17 protein-coding genes are annotated in these 20,029 nt (G+C 44.8%); 6 read left to right on the top strand and 11 right to left on the bottom strand.

Annotation, left to right across the window (positions count from 1 at the left end; all coding sequences use genetic code 11):
* The first annotated feature begins 236 nt into the window (after positions 1-236).
* A complete protein-coding gene (locus QZW47_RS03180) occupies positions 237-1,721 on the top strand; it encodes an ATP-binding protein (protein WP_293123763.1) in 1,485 nt (494 codons plus the stop codon).
* Between the two features lie 190 nt (positions 1,722-1,911).
* Here QZW47_RS03180 and QZW47_RS03175 read toward each other — a convergent pair whose 3' ends face one another.
* The 5 genes from QZW47_RS03175 to QZW47_RS03155 form a co-directional block, all read right to left on the bottom strand.
* Positions 1,912-2,301 carry a hypothetical protein gene (locus QZW47_RS03175; protein ID WP_293123760.1) on the bottom strand — a complete coding sequence of 130 codons (390 nt, stop codon included), beginning with the start codon at positions 2,299-2,301 and terminating at the stop codon, positions 1,912-1,914.
* A gap of 149 nt (positions 2,302-2,450) precedes the next feature.
* Positions 2,451-3,419 carry a protein translocase subunit SecF gene (secF, locus tag QZW47_RS03170; protein ID WP_293123756.1) on the bottom strand — a complete coding sequence of 323 codons (969 nt, stop codon included), beginning with the start codon at positions 3,417-3,419 and terminating at the stop codon, positions 2,451-2,453.
* A gap of 237 nt (positions 3,420-3,656) precedes the next feature.
* The gene (gene secD, locus QZW47_RS03165; protein ID WP_293123754.1) at positions 3,657-5,066 is read right to left on the bottom strand and encodes a protein translocase subunit SecD; all 1,410 of its coding nucleotides are present in this window, start codon (positions 5,064-5,066) and stop codon (positions 3,657-3,659) included.
* Positions 5,067-5,389: 323 nt separating this feature from the next.
* Complete coding sequence (locus tag QZW47_RS03160; protein ID WP_293123751.1) at positions 5,390-6,373, bottom strand: alpha-ketoacid dehydrogenase subunit beta; 984 nt, start codon at positions 6,371-6,373, stop codon at positions 5,390-5,392.
* Between the two features lie 232 nt (positions 6,374-6,605).
* A complete protein-coding gene (locus QZW47_RS03155) occupies positions 6,606-6,785 on the bottom strand; it encodes a hypothetical protein (RefSeq protein WP_293123748.1) in 180 nt (59 codons plus the stop codon).
* A gap of 210 nt (positions 6,786-6,995) precedes the next feature.
* Here QZW47_RS03155 and QZW47_RS03150 point away from each other — a divergent pair, with 210 nt between their 5' ends.
* Complete coding sequence (locus QZW47_RS03150; protein WP_293123745.1) at positions 6,996-7,172, top strand: Uma2 family endonuclease; 177 nt, start codon at positions 6,996-6,998, stop codon at positions 7,170-7,172.
* Between the two features lie 278 nt (positions 7,173-7,450).
* Here the strand turns inward: QZW47_RS03150 and QZW47_RS03145 are convergent, their stop codons facing one another.
* Complete coding sequence (locus tag QZW47_RS03145; RefSeq protein WP_293123742.1) at positions 7,451-8,818, bottom strand: NACHT domain-containing protein; 1,368 nt, start codon at positions 8,816-8,818, stop codon at positions 7,451-7,453.
* Between the two features lie 326 nt (positions 8,819-9,144).
* Here QZW47_RS03145 and QZW47_RS03140 point away from each other — a divergent pair, with 326 nt between their 5' ends.
* A complete protein-coding gene (locus QZW47_RS03140; protein WP_293123739.1) occupies positions 9,145-9,984 on the top strand; it encodes an SH3 domain-containing protein in 840 nt (279 codons plus the stop codon).
* A gap of 625 nt (positions 9,985-10,609) precedes the next feature.
* On the opposite strand, the gene QZW47_RS03135 is transcribed toward QZW47_RS03140, so the two are convergent.
* Positions 10,610-11,335 carry a M15 family metallopeptidase gene (locus tag QZW47_RS03135; RefSeq protein ID WP_293123736.1) on the bottom strand — a complete coding sequence of 242 codons (726 nt, stop codon included), beginning with the start codon at positions 11,333-11,335 and terminating at the stop codon, positions 10,610-10,612.
* A 334-nt stretch (positions 11,336-11,669) separates the two neighbouring features.
* Positions 11,670-12,965 (bottom strand): adenylosuccinate lyase, encoded by a 1,296-nt coding sequence (purB, locus tag QZW47_RS03130; RefSeq protein ID WP_293123734.1) that lies wholly within the window; start codon positions 12,963-12,965, stop codon positions 11,670-11,672.
* Positions 12,966-13,198: 233 nt separating this feature from the next.
* Here purB and QZW47_RS03125 point away from each other — a divergent pair, with 233 nt between their 5' ends.
* From QZW47_RS03125 to QZW47_RS03115, 3 genes are read left to right on the top strand one after another with little or no spacing between them, the layout of a single operon-like run.
* A complete protein-coding gene (locus QZW47_RS03125; protein ID WP_293123731.1) occupies positions 13,199-13,441 on the top strand; it encodes a type II toxin-antitoxin system HicB family antitoxin in 243 nt (80 codons plus the stop codon).
* Positions 13,434-13,640 (top strand): type II toxin-antitoxin system HicA family toxin, encoded by a 207-nt coding sequence (locus QZW47_RS03120; RefSeq protein WP_106148795.1) that lies wholly within the window; start codon positions 13,434-13,436, stop codon positions 13,638-13,640. Before QZW47_RS03125 ends, QZW47_RS03120 begins: the two co-directional genes overlap by 8 nt.
* Complete coding sequence (locus QZW47_RS03115; RefSeq protein WP_015175593.1) at positions 13,637-13,867, top strand: type II toxin-antitoxin system HicB family antitoxin; 231 nt, start codon at positions 13,637-13,639, stop codon at positions 13,865-13,867. Before QZW47_RS03120 ends, QZW47_RS03115 begins: the two co-directional genes overlap by 4 nt.
* A 5-nt stretch (positions 13,868-13,872) precedes the next feature.
* Here QZW47_RS03115 and QZW47_RS03110 read toward each other — a convergent pair whose 3' ends face one another.
* The 3 genes from QZW47_RS03110 to QZW47_RS03100 form a co-directional block, all read right to left on the bottom strand.
* The gene (locus QZW47_RS03110; RefSeq protein WP_293123719.1) at positions 13,873-14,010 is read right to left on the bottom strand and encodes a hypothetical protein; all 138 of its coding nucleotides are present in this window, start codon (positions 14,008-14,010) and stop codon (positions 13,873-13,875) included.
* Positions 14,007-14,225 carry a transferase hexapeptide repeat containing protein gene (locus QZW47_RS03105; protein WP_293123716.1) on the bottom strand — a complete coding sequence of 73 codons (219 nt, stop codon included), beginning with the start codon at positions 14,223-14,225 and terminating at the stop codon, positions 14,007-14,009. Before QZW47_RS03105 ends, QZW47_RS03110 begins: the two co-directional genes overlap by 4 nt.
* 128 nt (positions 14,226-14,353) lie before the next feature.
* Positions 14,354-20,029 carry a DEAD/DEAH box helicase gene (locus tag QZW47_RS03100; protein WP_293123713.1) on the bottom strand — a complete coding sequence of 1,892 codons (5,676 nt, stop codon included), beginning with the start codon at positions 20,027-20,029 and terminating at the stop codon, positions 14,354-14,356.

Below are 20,029 nucleotides of genomic sequence, written 5' to 3'. Positions count from 1 at the left end.
AAATTTACCAAATACTCAGATTTCCCAGAGGTGTCTGCTGTTAAATCAATCTAACCTGCAAGATAATTGCGGGCGATTCCAGCACTATTCAAGGAAAAACAACTGCTTAATTAACGGCATTAGCTAGAGCAAAGCGGAGTTGATAGCTAAGCTATAAAAAAGTCAAAACTGCTGGCAAAAGAGTATGCAAGACTCCAGCAACCAACCGCAACTGCCAATTACCAAAGGAGGGAGCAGTGTATGAAACTGATGGGTTGAGTCCCCTGACATCGCCGCTTGGTTTGCGATCGACTCTAGAGGAATTAACCCTGTACAACTTTCTCCTAGAGTCAGACTGTCTGGGTGGCGAAGTTTCTAAAATTTTCCAGACTCATCCTTTACTTCCCGGCATCATCATTACCGAGAAAGGAAAGTTTATTGGGATGATTTCGCGGCGGCGTTTTTTTGAATACATGAGCCGTCCCTACAGCTTGGAGTTATTTTCTCAACAGCCTTTGTTGGTACTCTACCGCTTTACTCAAACTGATATATTAGTTCTCGATCGCAAAACCTCAATTATGACGGCAGTGCGGCAGTCTCTGGAGCGATCGCCAGAACTAATCCACGAACCAATTGTGGTAGAAATCGAGCCGGAGAATTACCAACTTTTAGACGTTCACCAACTGCTGCTTTCTCAGTTGCAGATTCACGAGTTAGCAACCGTGGCGATGCGGGAATCCCAAGCACAATTGAGGCATCAAGCCCAAGAACTAGAACTTGCCCTGCTGGAACTTCAGCGCACTCAAACCCAACTCATTCAAACAGAGAAAATGTCTTCTTTGGGGCAGTTAGTAGCAGGCGTAGCTCACGAAATAAACAATCCGATCGGCTTTATCTACAGCAATTTACACCACGCTAAAGCCTATACGGAAGGTTTAATGCGGATGCTTTCTCTTTACCAGCAGCACAGTCCCGCATCTATCCCAGCAATTGAAGCTGAATCAGAAAAAATCGAACTCGATTATTTGCTGGAAGATTTGCCAAAAGTGTTACATTCCATGGAGCAAGGTGCAGAAAGGGTGCGCGACATCGTTTTATCGCTGCGGAACTTTTGCAGGTTAGACGAAGCCCAAATGAAGCAGGTCAACATTCACGACGGTATCAACAACACGATTATGCTTTTGCAAAGCCAGCTTAAAGGAAAACCGGGGCAGGAGGCGATCGCAATTCACAAAGAATACAGCGACTTGCCGCTGGTGCAGTGCTATCCCGGACAGCTAAATCAAGTGTTTATGAATATTTTAGTTAATGCCATTTACGCTCTTGTCGAGTGGAACAAAAATCATAATCTAGATGAAAAAAGCCTGAAAAAGTCGCAATCAGGCGAGCCAAAGCATTCCCCTACAAATACTGAGTCCTCTATTTCTAACTCTACCCATCTGACTCCTGCTATTCGCATTCGCACCGAGTTAATCGAGGGAAAAAAAGTAATAATTAGGATTTTTGATAACGGCCCGGGGATGACAGAAGATGTTCGGAAGCGCTTGTTTGACCCTTTTTTTACTACTAAGCCTGTCGGCCAAGGAACGGGTTTGGGACTGTCCATCAGCTATGAAATTGTGGTCAACCAACACCGCGGCGAATTGAAGTGCTTTTCTGCACCGGGACAAGGAACAGAATTTGCGATCGAGATTCCCCTTCAACAGTCTTCCCCAGCACAGCTTTTGCCTTGGTTTGCTTGAGCGAATCCGCAGGAAGTTCGGCAACGGATTAATTAACGGATTTAACGGATTTAAAAAATTATGACTTAAGCATCGGTGGCCAGAAACCGGGTTTTTTCACCCTGATATTTGATTGCATCCCGCAGATTCGCGAAAAAACCCGGTTTCTTAGGTTGGAGTGCATCCAAGGCTGAATAATAAAACTCGTCGGCTACTGCGAATTTTTGCAAACCCACTTCCACAAAGGATGACTCGGCCCCTGTTGGCGAATGCGGCGCACTTGTTTTTCCAAACGCTGTTTTTGCCCCTGTGGCAATCCTCGGACAATATTATTGCGACGGTGCCAAGTTAGGACGGCTAAAGTCATCCCCAAGCACAAAACCAAACCAAGACTCGGCCAGCGGTGAAAATACAAACCGTAGCGTACCGCCGCCAAAGTGAAATTTTCTAACCACAAATCGATTTCGCGACGCAAACTCCAAATGCTCAAAGAACCGACGCTAATCCACAGCAATATCACAGTTAACCAGCGGCCGTAAACTGTTAGTTTGTGAAGCCTTTGGACTTCAATTTGAAAATTTCGGTCGCTTTCATTAGTCATGAGTCATTAGTCATTGGTATGTAGGGTGCTTATGGCGCACCTTGCCGCTATCAGTAGCACGTCAAACCATTTTTTTGCCTGAGTCCTGAGTCAGTTAACAATTAACACCAGTCAGCAGCTTGACAACTAATGACTGATGACAATGACAATTAAACTTCTTCTGATGGGTTGATTCCTTCTGTGGGGATGGCGATGGAGTTGCCCGTGCGACTGCGCCACCAAGCTAGCAGAGTGCTAGCAATAAAAATACTTGAATACGCACCGGCAATAAAGCCGACAATCAATGCTAAAGCAAAATACTTGAGGGTTTCGCCGCCAAACAAAAAGATGGAAAACAAGGTCAGCAACGTGGTAAAAGTTGTGTTAATTGACCTTCCCAGCGTCTGCATGACAGCATCATCGACAATTTGATCGATCGACTGTCCGGGATTTAGCTTGATTACTTCTCGCACGCGATCGTAAATTACCACTGTATCGTTAACAGAAAAACCGATAATTGTCAAGAGCGCCACCACAAATAAACTGTCAACTTCCACTCCTATAACTAAACCCAACATTGAGAAAATGCCCAGCGTAATTAAGACATCGTGAAACAGAGCAACAAAAGCAAAAAAGGCATAATCTAACTGAAACCGGAAGGTCAGATAAATAGTAATACCAGCAAAAGACAGGAACAAAGCCAGCAAACCAGAAGTAAACAACTGTTTGCCGAGGGTCGGCCCAACCGTATCAATTTGAATAGATTGAGGAGCAAAAGCACCTATTTTTTCGCTCAAAGCTGTTTGCAACTTAGTCCGCTGTTCCACATCCAAAGTTTTCGTGCGGAGCGACAAACCGCGCTGTTCTTTGCCGATAACTTGAATGCTGCTACCAGCCAAACCTTGGGTATCGAGAATTTGGCGGACAGTGGAAATATCGATGGGTTTACAATTTTCCGGTTTCGTGCAGTCGAGTTCAAATTGCAAGCGAGTGCCGCCGATAAAGTCCAAACTGGGGCGCAGCGGTGCGCGGATGTCGGGACGAGTCCAAGAAATCGCCATCGACACTATACCTGCAAGGATGATAGCGGCGGAAATACTCCACCAGATCGATCGCTGTTTGATAACACTGAATTGCATAATTTCGCGGGAATTGGGAATTGGGAATTGGGAATTGGGAATTGAGAATTGGGCATTGGGCATTGGGCATTGGGAATTGGGAATTGGGCATTGAGAATTGGGCATTGGGCATTGGGCATTGAAAATTGGGCATTAATTTACAAATAATTTTTAGCTATTGGTACTTTACAACCATTACCAATTACCAATTACCAATTACCAATTACCAATTACCTATTACCAATTACCAATTACCTATTAGCTATTGGCAGTTTTCGACAAACCGGGACAAAACCACGCGGGTTTACGCAATCCGGGAAAGCCCAACACTACCAAAAGAAGAGTGCGGCTGCAAGTAATCGCCGTAAACATACTGACTGCGACGCCCAAGGCTAGGGTTACAGCGAAGCCTTTGACTAAACCAGCACCCAACCAGAACAAAGCTGCACAAGCAATTAGCGTAGTTACGTTGCCGTCTAAAATGCTGGAAAAAGCGCGGTAAAAACCCGATTCGACCGATCGATAAAGCGTCTTCCCTGCCCGCAACTCTTCCCGCGTGCGCTCAAAAATCAGCACGTTAGCATCCACAGCCATACCGATGCTGAGGACAAAACCAGCAATTCCCGGCAGGGTTAAAGTTACTCCCAACAGCACGAAAGCGGCCCAAGTTAACAGAGCATAAATTAACAGAGCAATATTGGCAATTACGCCGGGGAGTCGATAGTACGCCACCATGAAAATCAAGACTAAAACCAAGCCGCCGATACCTGCATAGATACTGCTTTGAATGCTGTCTCTACCCAAACTAGCGCCGACAGTGCGGTTTTCAACAATTTCTACCGGCACTGGTAAAGCACCACCGCGCAATTGTACAGCCAAGTCATTAGCTTTTTGTGCTGTAAAGTTGCCCGAAATTTCGACATTACCGCCTGTGATACCAGTGGCTTTGTACTGATCGCTCACAGTCGCAGCGCTGATCAATTCGTTATCTACAAAAATACCTAGAGTGAGCTGCGTACCAGCAATGGTTTTAGTCAGATCGGCAAATTTTTGGGCGCCCTCGGTATCGAAGCGTAGGGCTACAGCATAGGTGTTTCCTAAGGAATTGGATGTGGCAAAAGCATCTTTGAGGTTTTTGCCGGTAATTTCGGTACGTTGGTAAAGGTTAGCGGTGAGTTGTTTAATTTCCTGATTCTTTTTGTCGATCGCAGTTTGGTTCTCGGCGATGGCTTTAGCATCTGCTTTTACCTGCAAGTCTTGCTGCTTGCGTAGTAGTCCAGCAAGTTCCTCCTGTCTGACGTTCAAAAAAGCTCTTTCTTGCGGTATTTCGCGCCGAAAATCTAGCTGTGCGGTACCGCCGAGCACCCGTTCCGCTTGTTGCGGATCGCTTACCCCTGGCAACTGAACCAAAATTTGATCGTTCCCTACCGTTTGTACAAGTGCTTCAGAGACTCCCAAACCATTAACTCGGTTTTCGATAATTCGCCGCACTGCTTCTAGATCCCGCTCTTCAATTTTCGGGATATCTTTGGTAGTTTTGACCTGAATCGTGAGTTGTGACCCTCCTTGCAAGTCTAATCCCAGCCGCGTCGGAATTGTTACTATCACAGTAATCGCGGCGATGACTAAAACAAAAATTAGGGCTAATATTGAACGTTGTTTTTGCATACTTAATTATTGGTAATTGGTAATTGGTAATTGGTAATTGGTAATTTGTGATTGGTGATTGGTGATTGGTAATTGGTGATTAATTATTAGTTATTAGGGTGCATCTCAGTTTTGCAAAAGGATGTTTCTTTACAGTGCGAGCGTCCCCGCTCGCGTGCTATATACAGCAAGCGAGCGGGGACGCTCGCACTGTATACAGCAAAACTGAGATGCACCCAGTTATTAGTTCGTCCCGATCTTTTTTTCGGCTTTCTAACAACTAACAACTAACCACTAACAACTAACCACTAACAACTAACCACTAACCACTAACAACTGACTCTTTATACTCGCAAAGCTACCATTTTTTGGACAGCTTCGACTATTTGATTGGGCTGGACAATTGTCAGTCTTTCCAAATTGCCGTTGTATGGTGTGGGAATATCTTGTGAAGACAGGCGCAAAACTGGTGCGTCGAGCTCGTCAAAAAATCGATCGCAGATTGAGGCAATTAATTCGGCACCGATGCCTCCGGTTTTCATGCACTCCTCGACAATAATTACTTTGTGAGTTTTGCGAATTGATTCGCCGATGGTGTCCATGTCGAGGGGTTTGAGAGAAATCAGGTCGATTACTTCGGGATCGAAACCTTCTTTTACCAGTGCGGGCACGGCTTGCAGGACGTGGTGCCGCATCCGCGAATATGTCAAGATGGTGACATCTTTGCCCGATCGCACAATTTCCGCTTTATCTAACGGCACTAAATATTCTGTTTCTGGCAAATTTTCCTTAAGGTTGTACAGCAGAACGTGCTCGAAAAACAGTACCGGGTTATCGTCACGGATGGCTGATTTTAAGAGTCCTTTGGCGTTGTAGGGAGTCGAACAGGCGACTATTTTCAAGCCCGGTACTGCTTGGAAATATGCTTCTAACCGCTGAGAGTGTTCGGCGCCGAGTTGCCGGCCCACGCCGCCGGGGCCGCGAATTACCATCGGCATTTTGAAGTTGCCACCGGAGGTGTAGCGCAGCATTCCGGCGTTGTTGGAGATTTGGTTGAAGGCCAACAGCAAAAAGCCCATGTTCATGCCTTCGATGATCGGCCGCAATCCCGTCATTGCTGCGCCGACTGCCATACCTGTAAAGCTATTTTCGGCGATCGGGGTATCGAGCACTCGGAGCTCGCCATATTTTTCGTAGAGGTCTTTGGTGACTTTATAGGAACCACCGTATTGACCTACGTCTTCGCCGAGTACGAATACGGCTGAGTCGCGGGCCATTTCTTCATCTAACGCCTCGCGAAGGGCGTTGAACAATAGGGTTTCTGCCATAGGAGGTGAAGCAATGATTGCAGGAGGTCAGATTAGAATCTTAACCTTTTGGGGGTGTCGGTGAGGATGCGATCGAACATTTGACACTTAAGACTGGAGATTTTGCCAACACATATCATAATATTTGTATTATGTCAATCAATATTTAAGTTATGCAACCTTAGCTGTAGGGTGCGTCGCGATCGACAATCCCTCAAGAAAAATCGACAATTTAACAGCGACGCACCTGTGCTTACAACACTCGTGGAAACAAACCTATATAGAACCCATTTGAGATATATTCTGCGTAAATCTCAGAAACCGGGTTTCTAGGAGTATTTCTCGTCATCCAACCCAAAAACTCGTAGAAACCCGGTTTCTTGCCCCGGGCGTAAATCTCAGAAACCGGGTTAATCTCGGTATTTCTCGTCACCCAACCCAAAAACTCAAAGATGTCAAATGGGTTCTATAGAATCAATAATTGTTGCAAGACTTTTTCAAATTGGTATCAGGTGCGTCGCCATGAGATTGTCGATAGAATTTAGAGATCAATAATGGCGACGCACCCGCTCGATTACTTCCTTCTACTTATCAGTATCAGGTGCGTCGCCATGAGATTGTCGATAGAATTTAGAGATTAATAATGGCGACTTTCGGTCAGTTAGCGGCCAAAGCGAGAAATTATTTAGATGCTAAGGTATTGCGGGTTTGGATAGTAGATAGCAAGGCTAGAAGTATTACAGTTTTTTATCCCGATGCAGCACCGCAGACTTATCTGGGAGATACTTTATTAAAAGATCCACTTTTTCCTGGATTATAATTCAGTGCGGAACAGGTCTTTCTCATGGCAAAAATACCACCAAAGACGGCGGTTGAAACCGCGTCTACACAAACGAATTCCGCCGGACGCCGAATGAAGATCGGACGGCGGTTGAAACCGCGTCTACACAAACGAATTCCGCCGGACGCCGAATGAAGAAAGTAACGCATTTTTATGAGGTACTCTTCAACCCGCGGAGGCGGGTTTTGTTTGTGTAGCCGCGGTTTCAACCGCCCGGCTATTTATCATGAATAGTAAATTTTGTCAAGCTTCTGCATTTAGATTTCAGCAAAATGTTTTTGCAACAAATCGTGGATAAATCGATAACGCCGATCGCCCGTTTGTTGCAGCAACAGCCGATCGCCCGCAGCATCCAGAAAACGCTTGTAATCCCAAGGAATATAGCCGCTAGACCACAGCACGAGGCGCAATATCAAACTGTCAATCGCCGGAATTGGAGGTAACACAGCACTAATTACCGCCGCTATAGCACCCGCAATCAACCCCAAAACCGACCCGGAGACTAAGGTGACAATTCCTCCCAAAATCACCCAAATCAGCCCGCCAACTAGCTTAACTCCAAACTGATATTTCCGCTGCTGCTCGCCTGTTTGCAGCCAGCTAGACGGAATGCGATCGAGATAAAACTCTTGAATTCCTTGCTGTTCCATCCTTCTCGCCAACCATCCCAGCCAGTGGCGAATTTGTTCGGGGCGCAGTTCCTTATTTCTGGGATACTGCTTGACTTCCCCAGTCATTTGATGGCGAATGTAGGCAGTTAATAGATATTTGCGCTGTTCTTCTGGGGAAGTTATGCGCTTCCAAGATTCGATTAAAATGTCATCGTAAGCCAAAGCCATCATGCTCAATAACAATGGAGTTTTTGCCAATTTTAGCAAGTCCGGCTCCTTCTCTATGCTGTACCAAAGTTCGCGGCTTCTGGCTTCTAGCAAATAATTTTGAATCTGAGTTTCTGTCAGAGGTTTTAGTAAAACTGCTGCTTGCAGTTTAAATCTCGTTTGGCAGTTTTTGTAAGCTTCAAAACTACTGCAAGCTACTAAATGTTTTGGTTGAAATTCGCTTTGAAAAAACTGATTGATTGCTTGAATGCAGCTATCTTGGCGGTGGGTTTCTACTTCGTCCAAACCGTCGAGGAGAGGCAGCAATTTTTGTGCGGCGAGCATTTTTTTGCCGACAGCAGTCGAGATGCCGTATTTGAACTGAAGTTGAGCAATTAACCAATCTGCGATCGCCCCAGATTCTGCTTTCCACGATCCGAGTTCAAACAGCACTGGTATTGGTAAATTAGGATCTTGTTCGGCGCGGGAAACTAACACCAGAGCTAATTCTAGCAGCGTCGTGGTTTTGCCTGCACCCGTTGCTCCCAAAATGACTAATTTGCCGTTGGTGCGATCGAACACTTGAGAAATGCTAGCTTTGGCAGGAAGCCGAAAACTCGGACGGTTTCCTGCTTTCACTTCTACATCCCAACAGCGGCTAACACCGACAGGCTGGGAGTCTTGGCTGAGGTTAGCCAGTACAGCAGCGTGCAAGGATTGCGATCGGGCTGCTTGGGCTTCCTGCTTCACCTCCGAAAGCAGTCGATCGCGAGGCGGTTGTGATCTCAGAGAAATGAATCTTGACATTTTAGCTACTAAACTGCACCTCGCGCTGGACGCTTATCTTGCCAGATGCCCCGCGCAACTGGCGAGCGAGAAGATTACGATCTATACAGTTGTCAAGTATAGATGGAGTGAAATGATTGTGACAATTATCCAGGTTAAATTTTAGGAACTCATGCGGAAACCTCAACCCTGATTAAGTATTTTCACTAGAGAGGGAAGGGCGATCGCCCGGAGTTTTCGAGTAAAATCTTGATAAATCCGCCTAATTACGTATTTTTCCTTTAACTTGACTGGCATCGCGCCAACTGGAAAACAAAAATATCAGTATAAATACAGAGGGGGTTTTTATGTCATTTACTTCAACTCAAATCCTCATAGTCACCTTAGCAGGTCTAGCAACAGCCGTGGGAGTTGCTACTGCAACGATACAGTCGGGTGCGATGAAACAATCCGATCCCCCGGTTGTAGAGTCCCCAGCAGCAGCCAGCAACGAGATTTCACCCCTTCCGGCGAACAACCCCGAATCTGAACCAGCAGAACCCCTGCAAGTAGAACCCGAGGCTGTGGAATCTCCGAAATCTCAACCTCAGCCAGTCAAAAGCGCCACACTTCTACCTGCGCTAATCGCCGGAGTCACCCCGCAAAAAGTTGATCCAGTGGTGGTCACACCGCCCAATTCTGGCTGTAAAATCAATATGGCTGTAGTTAGCGATCCGAATCCACCGCTGAATGTGCGATCGCAGCCGATCGTCACCGACAGCAAAATAGTAGGAAAACTCCCAAATAATCGCTTTGTTTCCGTCATTGAAGAGCAAAACGGTTGGCTGCGAATTACCGAACCGCCCGGTTGGATTGCCAAAAATCGCACTGAAAGCAGTTGTTCTAAAGTCAACCAGAAGATTGATTTTTTACCGGGCGGAAATGAAGCAATAGTCAAAGGTCGAATTATCGGCGGTGGTAGCCACTCTTATAAGATTCATGCTGCTAAAAATCAAACAATGACTGTTAAGAATCGAAAAGATGTTTTCCCACTCATGCTGACTCCTAGTGGCAAACTTTTAGGAAATTCTTATCAAGGAAATGAAACTGAGTGGACTGGGAAAATACCAGTAACTGGAAATTACACATTTCAACTCGACTCAAATTTCCGCGGCTATGAATACGAATTTTATGTGCGAGTCCGATAAATACTGAGGTTTGTAGTGAGGACTTCAGTCCTTCTTAAAAGTTTGTAGTGAGGACTTCAGTCCTTCTTAAAAGTTCGTAGTAAAGTTCGTAGTGAGGACTTCAGTCCTTCTTAAAAGTTCGTAGTAAAGTTCGTAGTGAGGACTTCAGTCCTTCTTAAAAGTTCGTAGTAAGGACTTCAGTCCTTCTTAAAAGTTCGTAGTGAGGACTTCAGTCCTTCTTAAAAGTTCGTAGTGAGGACTTCAGTCCTTCTTCTGGTTTGTAGTAAGGACTTCAGTCCTGATTTAACAATTTTGGCGGACTAAAGTTCTCACTACGAACCTTGATTTTTGGCGGACTAAAGTTCTCACTACGAACCTTGATTTTTGGCGGACTAAAGTCCTCACTACGAACCTTGATTTTTGGCGGACTAAAGTCCTCACTACGAACCTTGATTTTTGGCGGACTAAAGTCCTCACTACGAACCTTGATTTTTGGCGGACTAAAGTCCTCATTACGAACCTTGATTTTTGGCGGACTAAAGTCCTCATTACGAACCTTGATTTTTGGCGGACTAAAGTCCTCATTACGAACCTTGATTTTTGGCGGACTAAAGTCCTCACTACGAACCTGTTTGCACTTAGCTAATCAAGGAATTTCCGAAAGCGACACATCTAAAATCGCAAACTTCTGCCAATCTTCCGAATCAAAGTGCCACCATTCTGTACTTATCCCAATAAATCCCTGTTTTTTCATCGCATCCTCAAGGGTTTGACGATTTTTCCGAGATTGGGCACTGCCACCGCTGTAATCTCTGTGAGCTTTTTTGGTAAAATCGTCATAAGGCGTTGGCATCTCTAATTCTTTGCCAGTGCGATCGACTAAAGTTAAATCTACAGCCGCACCGCGATTGTGCCGCGAACCCCTAGCAGGATTAGCAACGTAGTTCGGATCTGGCAAAAATTCCCACATTTGCTTAGTCACCGAAAAAGGCCTGTAGCAATCGTAAACTTTCAAACCCAAGCCGATTTTTTCCAAATCTGTTTGAACTAGCGCTAACTTTTGAGCAACAGAAGCTCTCAAAGCACATTTTGCGACTTTGTAAAGCTTTCGTTTCAAGAAATTGTTAGCAGTAGCGTAGCGGATATCGAGGCGAATGTTGGGATTTACCGTGCGAATGTCAACAAGTCGCGCCCAACTGGGAAGTTGACTCAGGCTCACAATTTCAGGTACTAATGGCTCTGTTTCTGCTTGGAAGATTTGCACTTTCGGCGGCTCCTTTGCGCTAACAGATGTTGGATAATATAGGCTGGTTGCAGATACTAATACCAATATAAACAAAATAAAATATTTTGCAAATTTACTTATTTTCATGGTTGTTTTAATTTAAGATTTTATAAGTTTTTTGGTATTTCATGTTTTTTTTGGGAGATTTTCGCGTTTTTCCGACAGTCCGACAGGGGTTTAAACCCCTGTCTCATAGCGAAAGTCCTCTAAAAGAGGACTAAAATATTTCTCTAGATTGATCTGAGATTTCGATTAATCTTATGAATCTTTCAGTCGGTTTCAACCGACTTTAGCTATGAGACGGGGGTTTAAACCCCCGGCGGACTCTGGGACAACTGCGAGAACTGAAGAACGCAAGAACGATAAATTACTTATCAAAAAATCACTTATCGAACTGATTTTTAATTGCTGTTAATTATCCTTAAATTCCCAAGCGCTGATAGATTAAATCTAAATGCCTTAATTGGTATTGCGGATCGAAACAATCATCAATTTCTTTGGTTGTCATGCGAGCAGTAACGCTCACATCTTTGGAAATTAAATCGTAGAAATTGCCACCCGTTTTGTTCCAAGCTTGGTGAGCGCAAGATTGAACAACTTTGTAGGCTTCTTCGCGGTTCATGCCTTTTTCTACTAAGGCTAGCATCACCCGCTGGCTGAAGATAACTCCGCCGTAAAGGTTCATGTTTCGTTTCATGTTTTCGGGATAGACTAGCAGGTGTTTTACTAAGTCTGTGGTTTCTACTAACATGAAGTGGGTAACAGTAGAACTGTCGGGCAAAATCATCCGTTCTACCGAACTGTGAGAGATGTCTCTTTCGTGCCAAAGCGCAACGTTTTCTAGGGCTGCGACGGCGTTGGCGCGGACAATTCTCGCCATTCCTGTGAGTCTTTCGGAGCGAATCGGGTTGCGTTTGTGGGGCATGGCGGATGAGCCTTTTTGCCCTTTGGAGAAGAATTCTTCGACTTCGAGCACGTCGGTGCGTTGGAGGTTGCGGATTTCTACGGCGAAACGCTCGATCGATGCGGCTAACAGTGCTAGGGTTTGGACGTATTCGGCGTGTCGATCGCGCGAAATGACTTGAGTGGACGCACAATCGGGTTCGAGTCCGAGATTTTGGCAGGCGATCGCCTCTATTCGCGGATCGATATTAGCATAGGTTCCGACTGCACCGGAGATTTTGCCGACTGCAATGGACGATCGCAAATTCACCAATCTTTCACGGCTGCGAAAGACTTCCGCCAACCATCCAGCTAGTTTAAAGCCAAAGGTGATCGGTTCGGCGTGAATTCCGTGCGATCGACCAACCATCACAGTATTGCGATGCTGTTGAGCCTGATAGCGAATAGCTTGACTCAAATCTTCGACACGTTGTAACAAGATATCGACACTAGCGACTAATTGCAGCGCCAAAGCGGTATCGAGCACATCGGAACTTGTTAAACCGAGGTGGATATAGCGTCCGGCATCGCCTACATATTCGTTGACATTTGTCAAGAAAGCGATCATGTCATGGCGGACTTCGGCTTCTATTTCGAGGACTCGTTTCGGGTCAAAATTAGCCTTAGCTTTGATTTCTTCGACTGCGGCGGCGGGGATGTAGCCGAGTTCGGCTTGAGCTTCGCAGACAGCGATTTCTACTTGCAGCCAGCTTTTGAGTTTGGCGGTTTCAGTCCAGATGTTGCCCATTTCGGGCAAGGTGTAGCGCTCTATCACGGTTTGGAGTTGGGGAATGCGATCTCACCATTGTACTGCTATGTGGCACTGGGGATAGGTCTGGTTGGTAAGGGCGATCGGATACAATAATTAAGTTCGCGATCGCACGGGTGGCCAGAAACCGGGTTTTTAACCACAATATTTGCTGAAAATCCTCAATCTTTGTTAAAAACCCGGTTTCTTTGTCGGCGAGTGTATCCAAGACTATAATTTCCACTCAAAACTTCAGAACCATGAAATATACAGTTGTTATCCAATGGTCAGAAGAAGATAAATGCTTTGTCGTATTTTTGCCAGAATTTGAGGAGGTAATGCAGCCAGTAACTCACGGAGATTCTTATGAAGAAGCTATCTACAATGCGCGAGAGGTAATAGAGTTACTAATCGAGAGTTGTCAAGCTGAAGGTAAACCATTACCAGCAACTAAGAAACTAGAACGATTATTTCAATCTACGCTACAATTCACTCATGCCTAAAAAGATCAGAGAATTAAAAAGCCTATTACTAAAAGCAGGGTTTACTTACCGACAGGGAAAGGGCAGTCACACTGTATGGGAACACCCTTTATTACCTGAAAAAATTACACTGTCAGGTAATGATGGCGATGATGCACCAAATTATCATGAAAAAAGAGTAATATCCGATTTGCAGAAGCTGAAGGAGATAGAAGAATGAATAGCCATTACAGTCTCATCATCGAGTGGTCAGAAGAAGATCGACTTTTTGTTGTCAGCTTGCCTGAGTTTACCGATGTCATGCAGCCTTGCACTCACGGACACACTTACGAGGAAGCAGCAAAACACGGACAAGAATTGCTAGAAACCTTGATTGAGCTATATCAAGAAGATGGCAAACCTCTACCAGAACCTCAGACTTTGGGAAAACGATTGCAGATTGCGTAAAGTTATTAATACCAAGAACGATCGATCCACAAAGCAAAATCTGCAACTGGATGTTGAGCCATCCGAAAAGTTAATCGGCTAAACTCTGAACCGGAACCACGCTGTAGAAAACTGATGTGGTCAGTGTCAAGCAGATATTTCATGCTTGTTCGTAACCTTCATCATTAGGTTTGTCAGCCTGACGAAACGCACGTCCATATTCTAGAGCTTCCAGAAAAGCCGATCGATCGGAGATTGAGCCAATAAGTTGATCTAGCCAGTTGCCAGAGAGGGAGTTGCTTTCTGATTTGCGTTTAAGGTTAGCAATTTCTTGCTCGATGATTGCTAAGCGACGTTCGAGAATTGCTTCATCTAGCATTATTTCCTCCTTAAAAAACTACCCAAGCGATCGGTCATCGGATCGCCTACTATTTCATTTTAACTGAGCGATCGCACCAATCGTTAGATAATGACATTTCAGAACTTATAAATGTTTGAAGCCTCCATCTAATCATCTAGCGTTTGATAGCACCAACTTGGACGGCGCAGGAGATTGAATGTATCCAGGTATCGAACTTGAGCGGACTGCTCTACTGTAGCAATCGCTTCATTCAATAAGCCTTGAGAGTTCTCTTTGTTCCACAAAGGATGAACAATAATCACCCTTTTATCGTCCACAACAAAACCAGGTAAAGCGCCGAACTGTTCCCCAGAACAACTAAACGAAGCACAAAATGTATCGCGCAGTTTAGTTGCTGTCTGTACCCAATTTTCTAAGTCTGGAGTAGAAAAATTCCCATCTAATCCGCATTGAAAATCACTGCTAGCCAATCCCCTCAGCAAGGAAAGCCCCAAACGCCAATCCAGCAAACCGTGATAGTTCATATTGCGATACTGTTGCAAACAATCGTAACAAGAAGAGTCGCATTTGCTGCGGTGTTCAGGAGACATAATTGCCTCAGCAAAGCTATTTTGAGAATTCAGAATTTTGTTTGTCAGAATGTCTTCCCAGTGCTGAGCTAGCCAATAAGTGAATCCAGAGCCATTGGCAAGCCGATCGCTAATTACAATTTCCCCTACTTTTTTATCCTCTAATTCAACCTGTCGCAAACCGCTGATGTCTAATTCTTCTGGATCGATATCTAATTCCTGTGCCGCTACAGCACGAACCATGAAAGCGGCTGAGTAGAAAGCAGCTTTGACAGCGGAACCGGATGCAATAGGATCGAGGCACCATCCATCTGGTACAGAAACGGGCTTAATTCGCAGTACGCCAGTGGTTTTTGGGGCAATTATGGCGATCGCCTCTAATTCTCCCTGCTTTTGGAACTTCCACTTATCATCTTTCTTATGAAATCGCTCATCAATCCACTGATCGGATAAGAGTTTGTCACCGCGTCCAAATGTGGCATTTCCGATTGCTCCCTTAAATAGCTGTCCTCGATTGTCATTGACGCGGAAAACGCGGCCCGACTTAGAGAAAGCTATCTGAGTATTCGTGTTATCTACTAAGTTAAAATCTTGAGGTTGTGCCTCAGCGACGCTACCTGCACCTGTAATTAACAAATCGTATTCATCTTTCGCGTCAGATCCAGGATTTATGCTGGTACGGAAAGCTAAAGGAACAGCCCACTGAAAAACTCGAAATCCCTGTTCCTCAGTGGCATCACATTTCGGACAGATTGTATCTTCAAACTTTGTCTTAGAGGTTGCCGTATGTTGGCAGCGCTGACACCTCAACATCCACTTGCGATCGCTCAGAGGTTTGCCAGCAGGAACTAACCCATGTTTACCGTCTGAAATTAACGGTGCTGTAAACCCGATCGCAGTATAAATTCGCTTGTCTTTAGTTTTTTCGGAACCGGGGGCAAATTCAGAGACAGCTAAATCTAAATCTCGATTGATAGTAGAAACTTTCTGTTTTCTAGACGGTTCGTGATGGTACAAGTCGCGCACTCTTGAAGGCATCCCGTACATCGGCATAATCCCGCCCTCCGCTAGGCGTTCTGCTAATCCATCTCCAGTCAATTCTAAGTTATTGGCGCACTCATTAATTTTATCAAACAAGTGCTGACGTGCATAGATTTCTAAGTTATCGCGATCGATACCTGCAACGCCGACTAGCAGAGAATTTATTACCTCAGTTACTTCGGCAGAATTTTTCAACCAATTACAAATTTGATCGCGCCGTTGTTCAGTATTCTGCCAATTTTTAACTGTGCCAAATTCACCATGACTGTCAGGCTTTTTTTCCACATCCCAGCAGTTGACACCAGCAGCAATAAATGCTCGTCTCAAACATTCTTTGGTTAGGAGGCGCTGGGTTATCTCAACCTGTGACATAGCAAGAAAAGGTACCGGCGGCGGATCGCCCGTAATTTTTTCAGGATGTCGGTAATAAAACTCATCGTGCGATCGACCGCGACAGAGAGTAAGTACAATAGCGAAAGGTTGGCCGCGACGCCCCCCGCGACCCGCACGCTGCTGGTAATTAAAGCGCATGGGAGGCATATTTGCCATCACAACAGCCATTAAACTGCCAATATCAATTCCCACCTCCATTGTGGTTGTGACGCTCAAAATATCGATCGTATCTACCTCTGGGATAAAATCTCTGTCTTGTTCGCCAAAATTCACGATGATGTTGCGGAAATGTCGCTGTCTTTCGGCCTGATCGTCGGTTTGCCCGGTCAACTCTTCGCAGTGTAACCGCAACGGTTGACGCTTATTTACAGCTTGGGTGGCGAAATAATTGCGATCGTACAAATCCGCACAAATTCTATTAGGTTCAGCCGGTAAAGGTGCCAAACAATTAGTACAAATACCTCCGGCGCGGTGCAGGTGATGGCGCTGACAAGATTCACATTGCCACACGGGGTCATCGGACACAGCAACTCGTACAGATAAATGTCGAGGATTAAGTTTAAAGTGGTGATGCTGACCGTATTTGCAAATGGCAGATTTCAATGCGGGCTTCAATTCCTGTTCTGAAATCCCGCAATTTTCGGCACACTTTTTAATATAATTTCGCAAGTTTGCTCGCGCATCACCCCAGTCTTTCCAGTCATTTAGCGGATACTCTTGAGGTTGTCTTGGATATCTATACAATTCACCTAAAATTCGCAAGCAGCCATCGCCAATGCTCTCAAATACTGAGGTTGAAAGCCCGCATTGAATAGCTAGTTGTTCTAATTGATTCGGGGGTGAATTTAGACGAATATAGCCCAGTCCAGATGCTTCAATCCCAAAATATAGACGACTAAACAGCGTGTCGCAGACCTCAGATTTTACTTTTTCTCGAAGTGTCGTGTCTCGCCTTGTTCGTGCTTCAGCGCACAAGTCTAGTTTCCACCCGGCGGTTGCAAAGTCAAATAATTTTGTCCAATGGTGGTACTTTCCCTCATAAGAAAAGTCTTGGTAAATAACATCATTACCGGCAGGGTTAACGCCTAACTTTATCAATCGCTCGATCAGGAGTCCGGGGTCTTCGGAATTCTCAATGCCTTCAAATAGCGCTCTGAGAGGAACTGTGCGGGTATTGCCTATTTTTTGAATTTCACTGAGTAGCTTCTGGGCAGTATTTATTCGATTTTGTAACGGTTCTAAATCTTCAGGATCGAGACCTTGTGGCAATAGCCTATTAGCATCTTTAATTGCTTTTTGTATCTGGTCAACAGCGTTTGGGTGATGCTGGGCAAATTCAATAGCTTCGCTACAGGTAGGCAGGTCGTGATCTTGGAGATTTTGAAGTAGAAGAGAACGGGCGATCGCCTCTTGTTTCAATTCATCAAAAATCGCCTCGCGCACTAAGTCACTATAGTGCGTCCTTTCAATTCCATTTGATATTGAAGCGGCATCCTCGCGACTGTCAGAAAACACTACTAATTTGCGGGATTCCGGGTCTTCTGGTAGCTGATAAAAAAGTTCTTTAGACAGAAGTTGACTTACTTTAGAAAAACCTGTTCTGAAGTCGCGAATGGAAGATTTTAGATATAGTTTTTTACTATAGTCAGCACCGCAGCAAGCACAAACTGAAGGCAAAGCTTTAACTTTTTCCTCATTTTCTGGTAGCAGGTTCGGTCGATAAAAAATATAACCTTTTACTGTCAAGTCATCAGATGAATCAGGGTTTCCCAAACGAACTATACCGCTGCGAGTATCTAGCGATGCCTTGTGCCATCGGCCTGACTCTGCTTTCTTAGACTGTCCCCAACCCTCTGAATATTCATCGATTTTTCTGGACGGCCAAAATATAGCAAATTCTTTGTAAGTCATCTGCTCAATAAATTGTCCAGATTTCCTGTCAGGAATTCCCTCAATATCTGGTTCTGTAGGCAAAAGTTCCCATCCGTCACTATTCTGCCTTGTCAGCCTGTTTCCCCCAAAAAACACAGTTCTGCACTGTTCGCAATAAAGGAGTTTTAAAACTCGGTACTCGTCGTAAAGTATGGGAGGATTTTCTACAAATAGTTTGCCAACTGGTCGATTTTTACTAATTTCACTTTCCTCACACCCGTGATTCGGTTTAGTGCAAGCCCAAAGCCCTTCAATATTCCTGAAAAACCAGTGCAGCCGGAAAGATGGCAAAGATTTTTCGTTAGATAAACCGCGAGTGGCTAGAAGTCCTTTTACTGCGAGTTTGAGGTTTTCATCTGGTAAGTCATCGCCGAAAATATTTTTAGCAAAATTCGCGATCGATACGGCGCGAATTTTGCCATCAACGTTACAACCCTCGACCATTCTAGCCCCAACCTGCGCGGTTTCAGATTCCACAATTTGGCTGCAATCATTGTATGCAGCAGTTTTATTCAAAGTTTCTGTATTGTTAATTTCTGGTGTTTCTGCCAAAGCGATAAACGGTTCGCTATCCAGAAATTTTTGACCTTCGATTGGTGGAATTTGTTCTAAATGACCCGGTATAATTTGCTCAGAATTCCATTCGGCACCAAAGAATTGATTCAGAAATTCTAAGCTTTTTGTATCGTCTGGTTCCAAAGATGCACTAGAGGCAAGAATCCGCAATTTTGGATGACCGGGATGCAGCCCTAAACGTTGCAGCAAAAGTCGCAACAAATAAGCTACTTCTGTCCCCGAAGTGCCGCGATACAAGTGCAATTCGTCAACAATTAAATGAAAGACGCTACCATCTTTGTTTAACCATTCCTTTGTTTTTTCAAAAATATCTTGCTCGATATCGCGCATCAGCATGATACTCAGCATAGAATAGTTGGTGATTAAGATATCTGGCGGGGCATCTTTCATATCCCAGCGACAGCGCATTTCTGCCCCATCTAAACGCGGGAAAAAGAACCTCACATCTCGCTCGCCAGTGCGATCGGCGTGTTCGCTAGCGCGATCGGCTGATAACTGCATCTGCTGTATTGCTTCCAGCAGCTCTTCTATTTTTTTGCCATTAGGTTTACGATTTTCTTTGTATTCATGCCCCGGTACGGGAGTAACGCCATTGTATCTCCCAAAGTAAAGTCTATTTCCATTTCTATTATTTTGAAACCACTCTCTAGCTTCATCGGAATCGAGGGCCCGGCGAAGTCGAGTTAGCTGGTCTTCAACTAAGGCATTCATGGGATATAAAATCAGGGCGCGAACGGCAGCATCCCGCTTTTCGTGACTCCTCTGAGGAACGCGATAAGACCTTTTAAAACTGCGATTTTTTGTTAGCCGTGGGTTACATTCGTCTTGCCAATCCTGATTTTTCCACCAGTCATTAAGATGAGGTAAATCTGGATTTGGAGCATTCCACGTTCTTGATTCTTTGGCAAGATAAGCAAACAAAGGCAACAGGAAAGATTCGGTTTTACCTGAGCCAGTACCAGCCGTTACTACAGCATTTTGACCCTCTAACGCCTGTCGCAGCATTTGGATTTGGTGGCTGTACAGTTCGTAATTGCCTACAAGTCCGCAAAAGGCAAGTTGTTTAAAGTCTTGAAGGGCAGTTTCATCCAATCCCGGTACATTTGAAATATCTAAATCATGGATGGTTTTACCTGATTTTTGATAGCTCGGCATCGGTTCTATCCAGGGTTCTTGATGGAATGCACCGGGTTGGCGCAGCAGTCTTTCCCGTTCTCGTTCAATTTCGGGGAATTGAGTTCCGAAAGCGGTTTTTATGTAAAGTAGAAAGTTGTCGCGGATTGTGTTAAAGGCGTTAATTGGGTCGTGCAT

The sequence above is a fragment of the Microcoleus sp. bin38.metabat.b11b12b14.051 genome, from assembly GCF_013299165.1.
Lineage (GTDB): Bacteria > Cyanobacteriota > Cyanobacteriia > Cyanobacteriales > Microcoleaceae > Microcoleus.
Note: the sequence above shows the minus strand (reverse complement) of the source record. Positions and strands in the feature narration are given on the sequence as shown.

Coding starts and splice junctions, on each gene's coding strand:
- QZW47_RS03175 (WP_293123760.1), bottom strand. CDS start 2,301: ATGACTAATGAAAGCGACCGAAATTTTCAAATTGAAGTCCAAAGGCTT.
- secF (WP_293123756.1), bottom strand. CDS start 3,419: ATGCAATTCAGTGTTATCAAACAGCGATCGATCTGGTGGAGTATTTCC.
- secD (WP_293123754.1), bottom strand. CDS start 5,066: ATGCAAAAACAACGTTCAATATTAGCCCTAATTTTTGTTTTAGTCATC.
- QZW47_RS03160 (WP_293123751.1), bottom strand. CDS start 6,373: ATGGCAGAAACCCTATTGTTCAACGCCCTTCGCGAGGCGTTAGATGAA.
- QZW47_RS03150 (WP_293123745.1), top strand. CDS start 6,996: ATGGCGACTTTCGGTCAGTTAGCGGCCAAAGCGAGAAATTATTTAGAT.
- QZW47_RS03145 (WP_293123742.1), bottom strand. CDS start 8,818: ATGTCAAGATTCATTTCTCTGAGATCACAACCGCCTCGCGATCGACTG.
- QZW47_RS03140 (WP_293123739.1), top strand. CDS start 9,145: ATGTCATTTACTTCAACTCAAATCCTCATAGTCACCTTAGCAGGTCTA.
- QZW47_RS03135 (WP_293123736.1), bottom strand. CDS start 11,335: ATGAAAATAAGTAAATTTGCAAAATATTTTATTTTGTTTATATTGGTA.
- QZW47_RS03125 (WP_293123731.1), top strand. CDS start 13,199: ATGAAATATACAGTTGTTATCCAATGGTCAGAAGAAGATAAATGCTTT.
- QZW47_RS03120 (WP_106148795.1), top strand. CDS start 13,434: ATGCCTAAAAAGATCAGAGAATTAAAAAGCCTATTACTAAAAGCAGGG.
- QZW47_RS03115 (WP_015175593.1), top strand. CDS start 13,637: ATGAATAGCCATTACAGTCTCATCATCGAGTGGTCAGAAGAAGATCGA.
- QZW47_RS03110 (WP_293123719.1), bottom strand. CDS start 14,010: ATGAAATATCTGCTTGACACTGACCACATCAGTTTTCTACAGCGTGGT.
- QZW47_RS03105 (WP_293123716.1), bottom strand. CDS start 14,225: ATGCTAGATGAAGCAATTCTCGAACGTCGCTTAGCAATCATCGAGCAA.
- QZW47_RS03100 (WP_293123713.1), bottom strand. CDS start 20,029: ATGCACGACCCAATTAACGCCTTTAACACAATCCGCGACAACTTTCTA.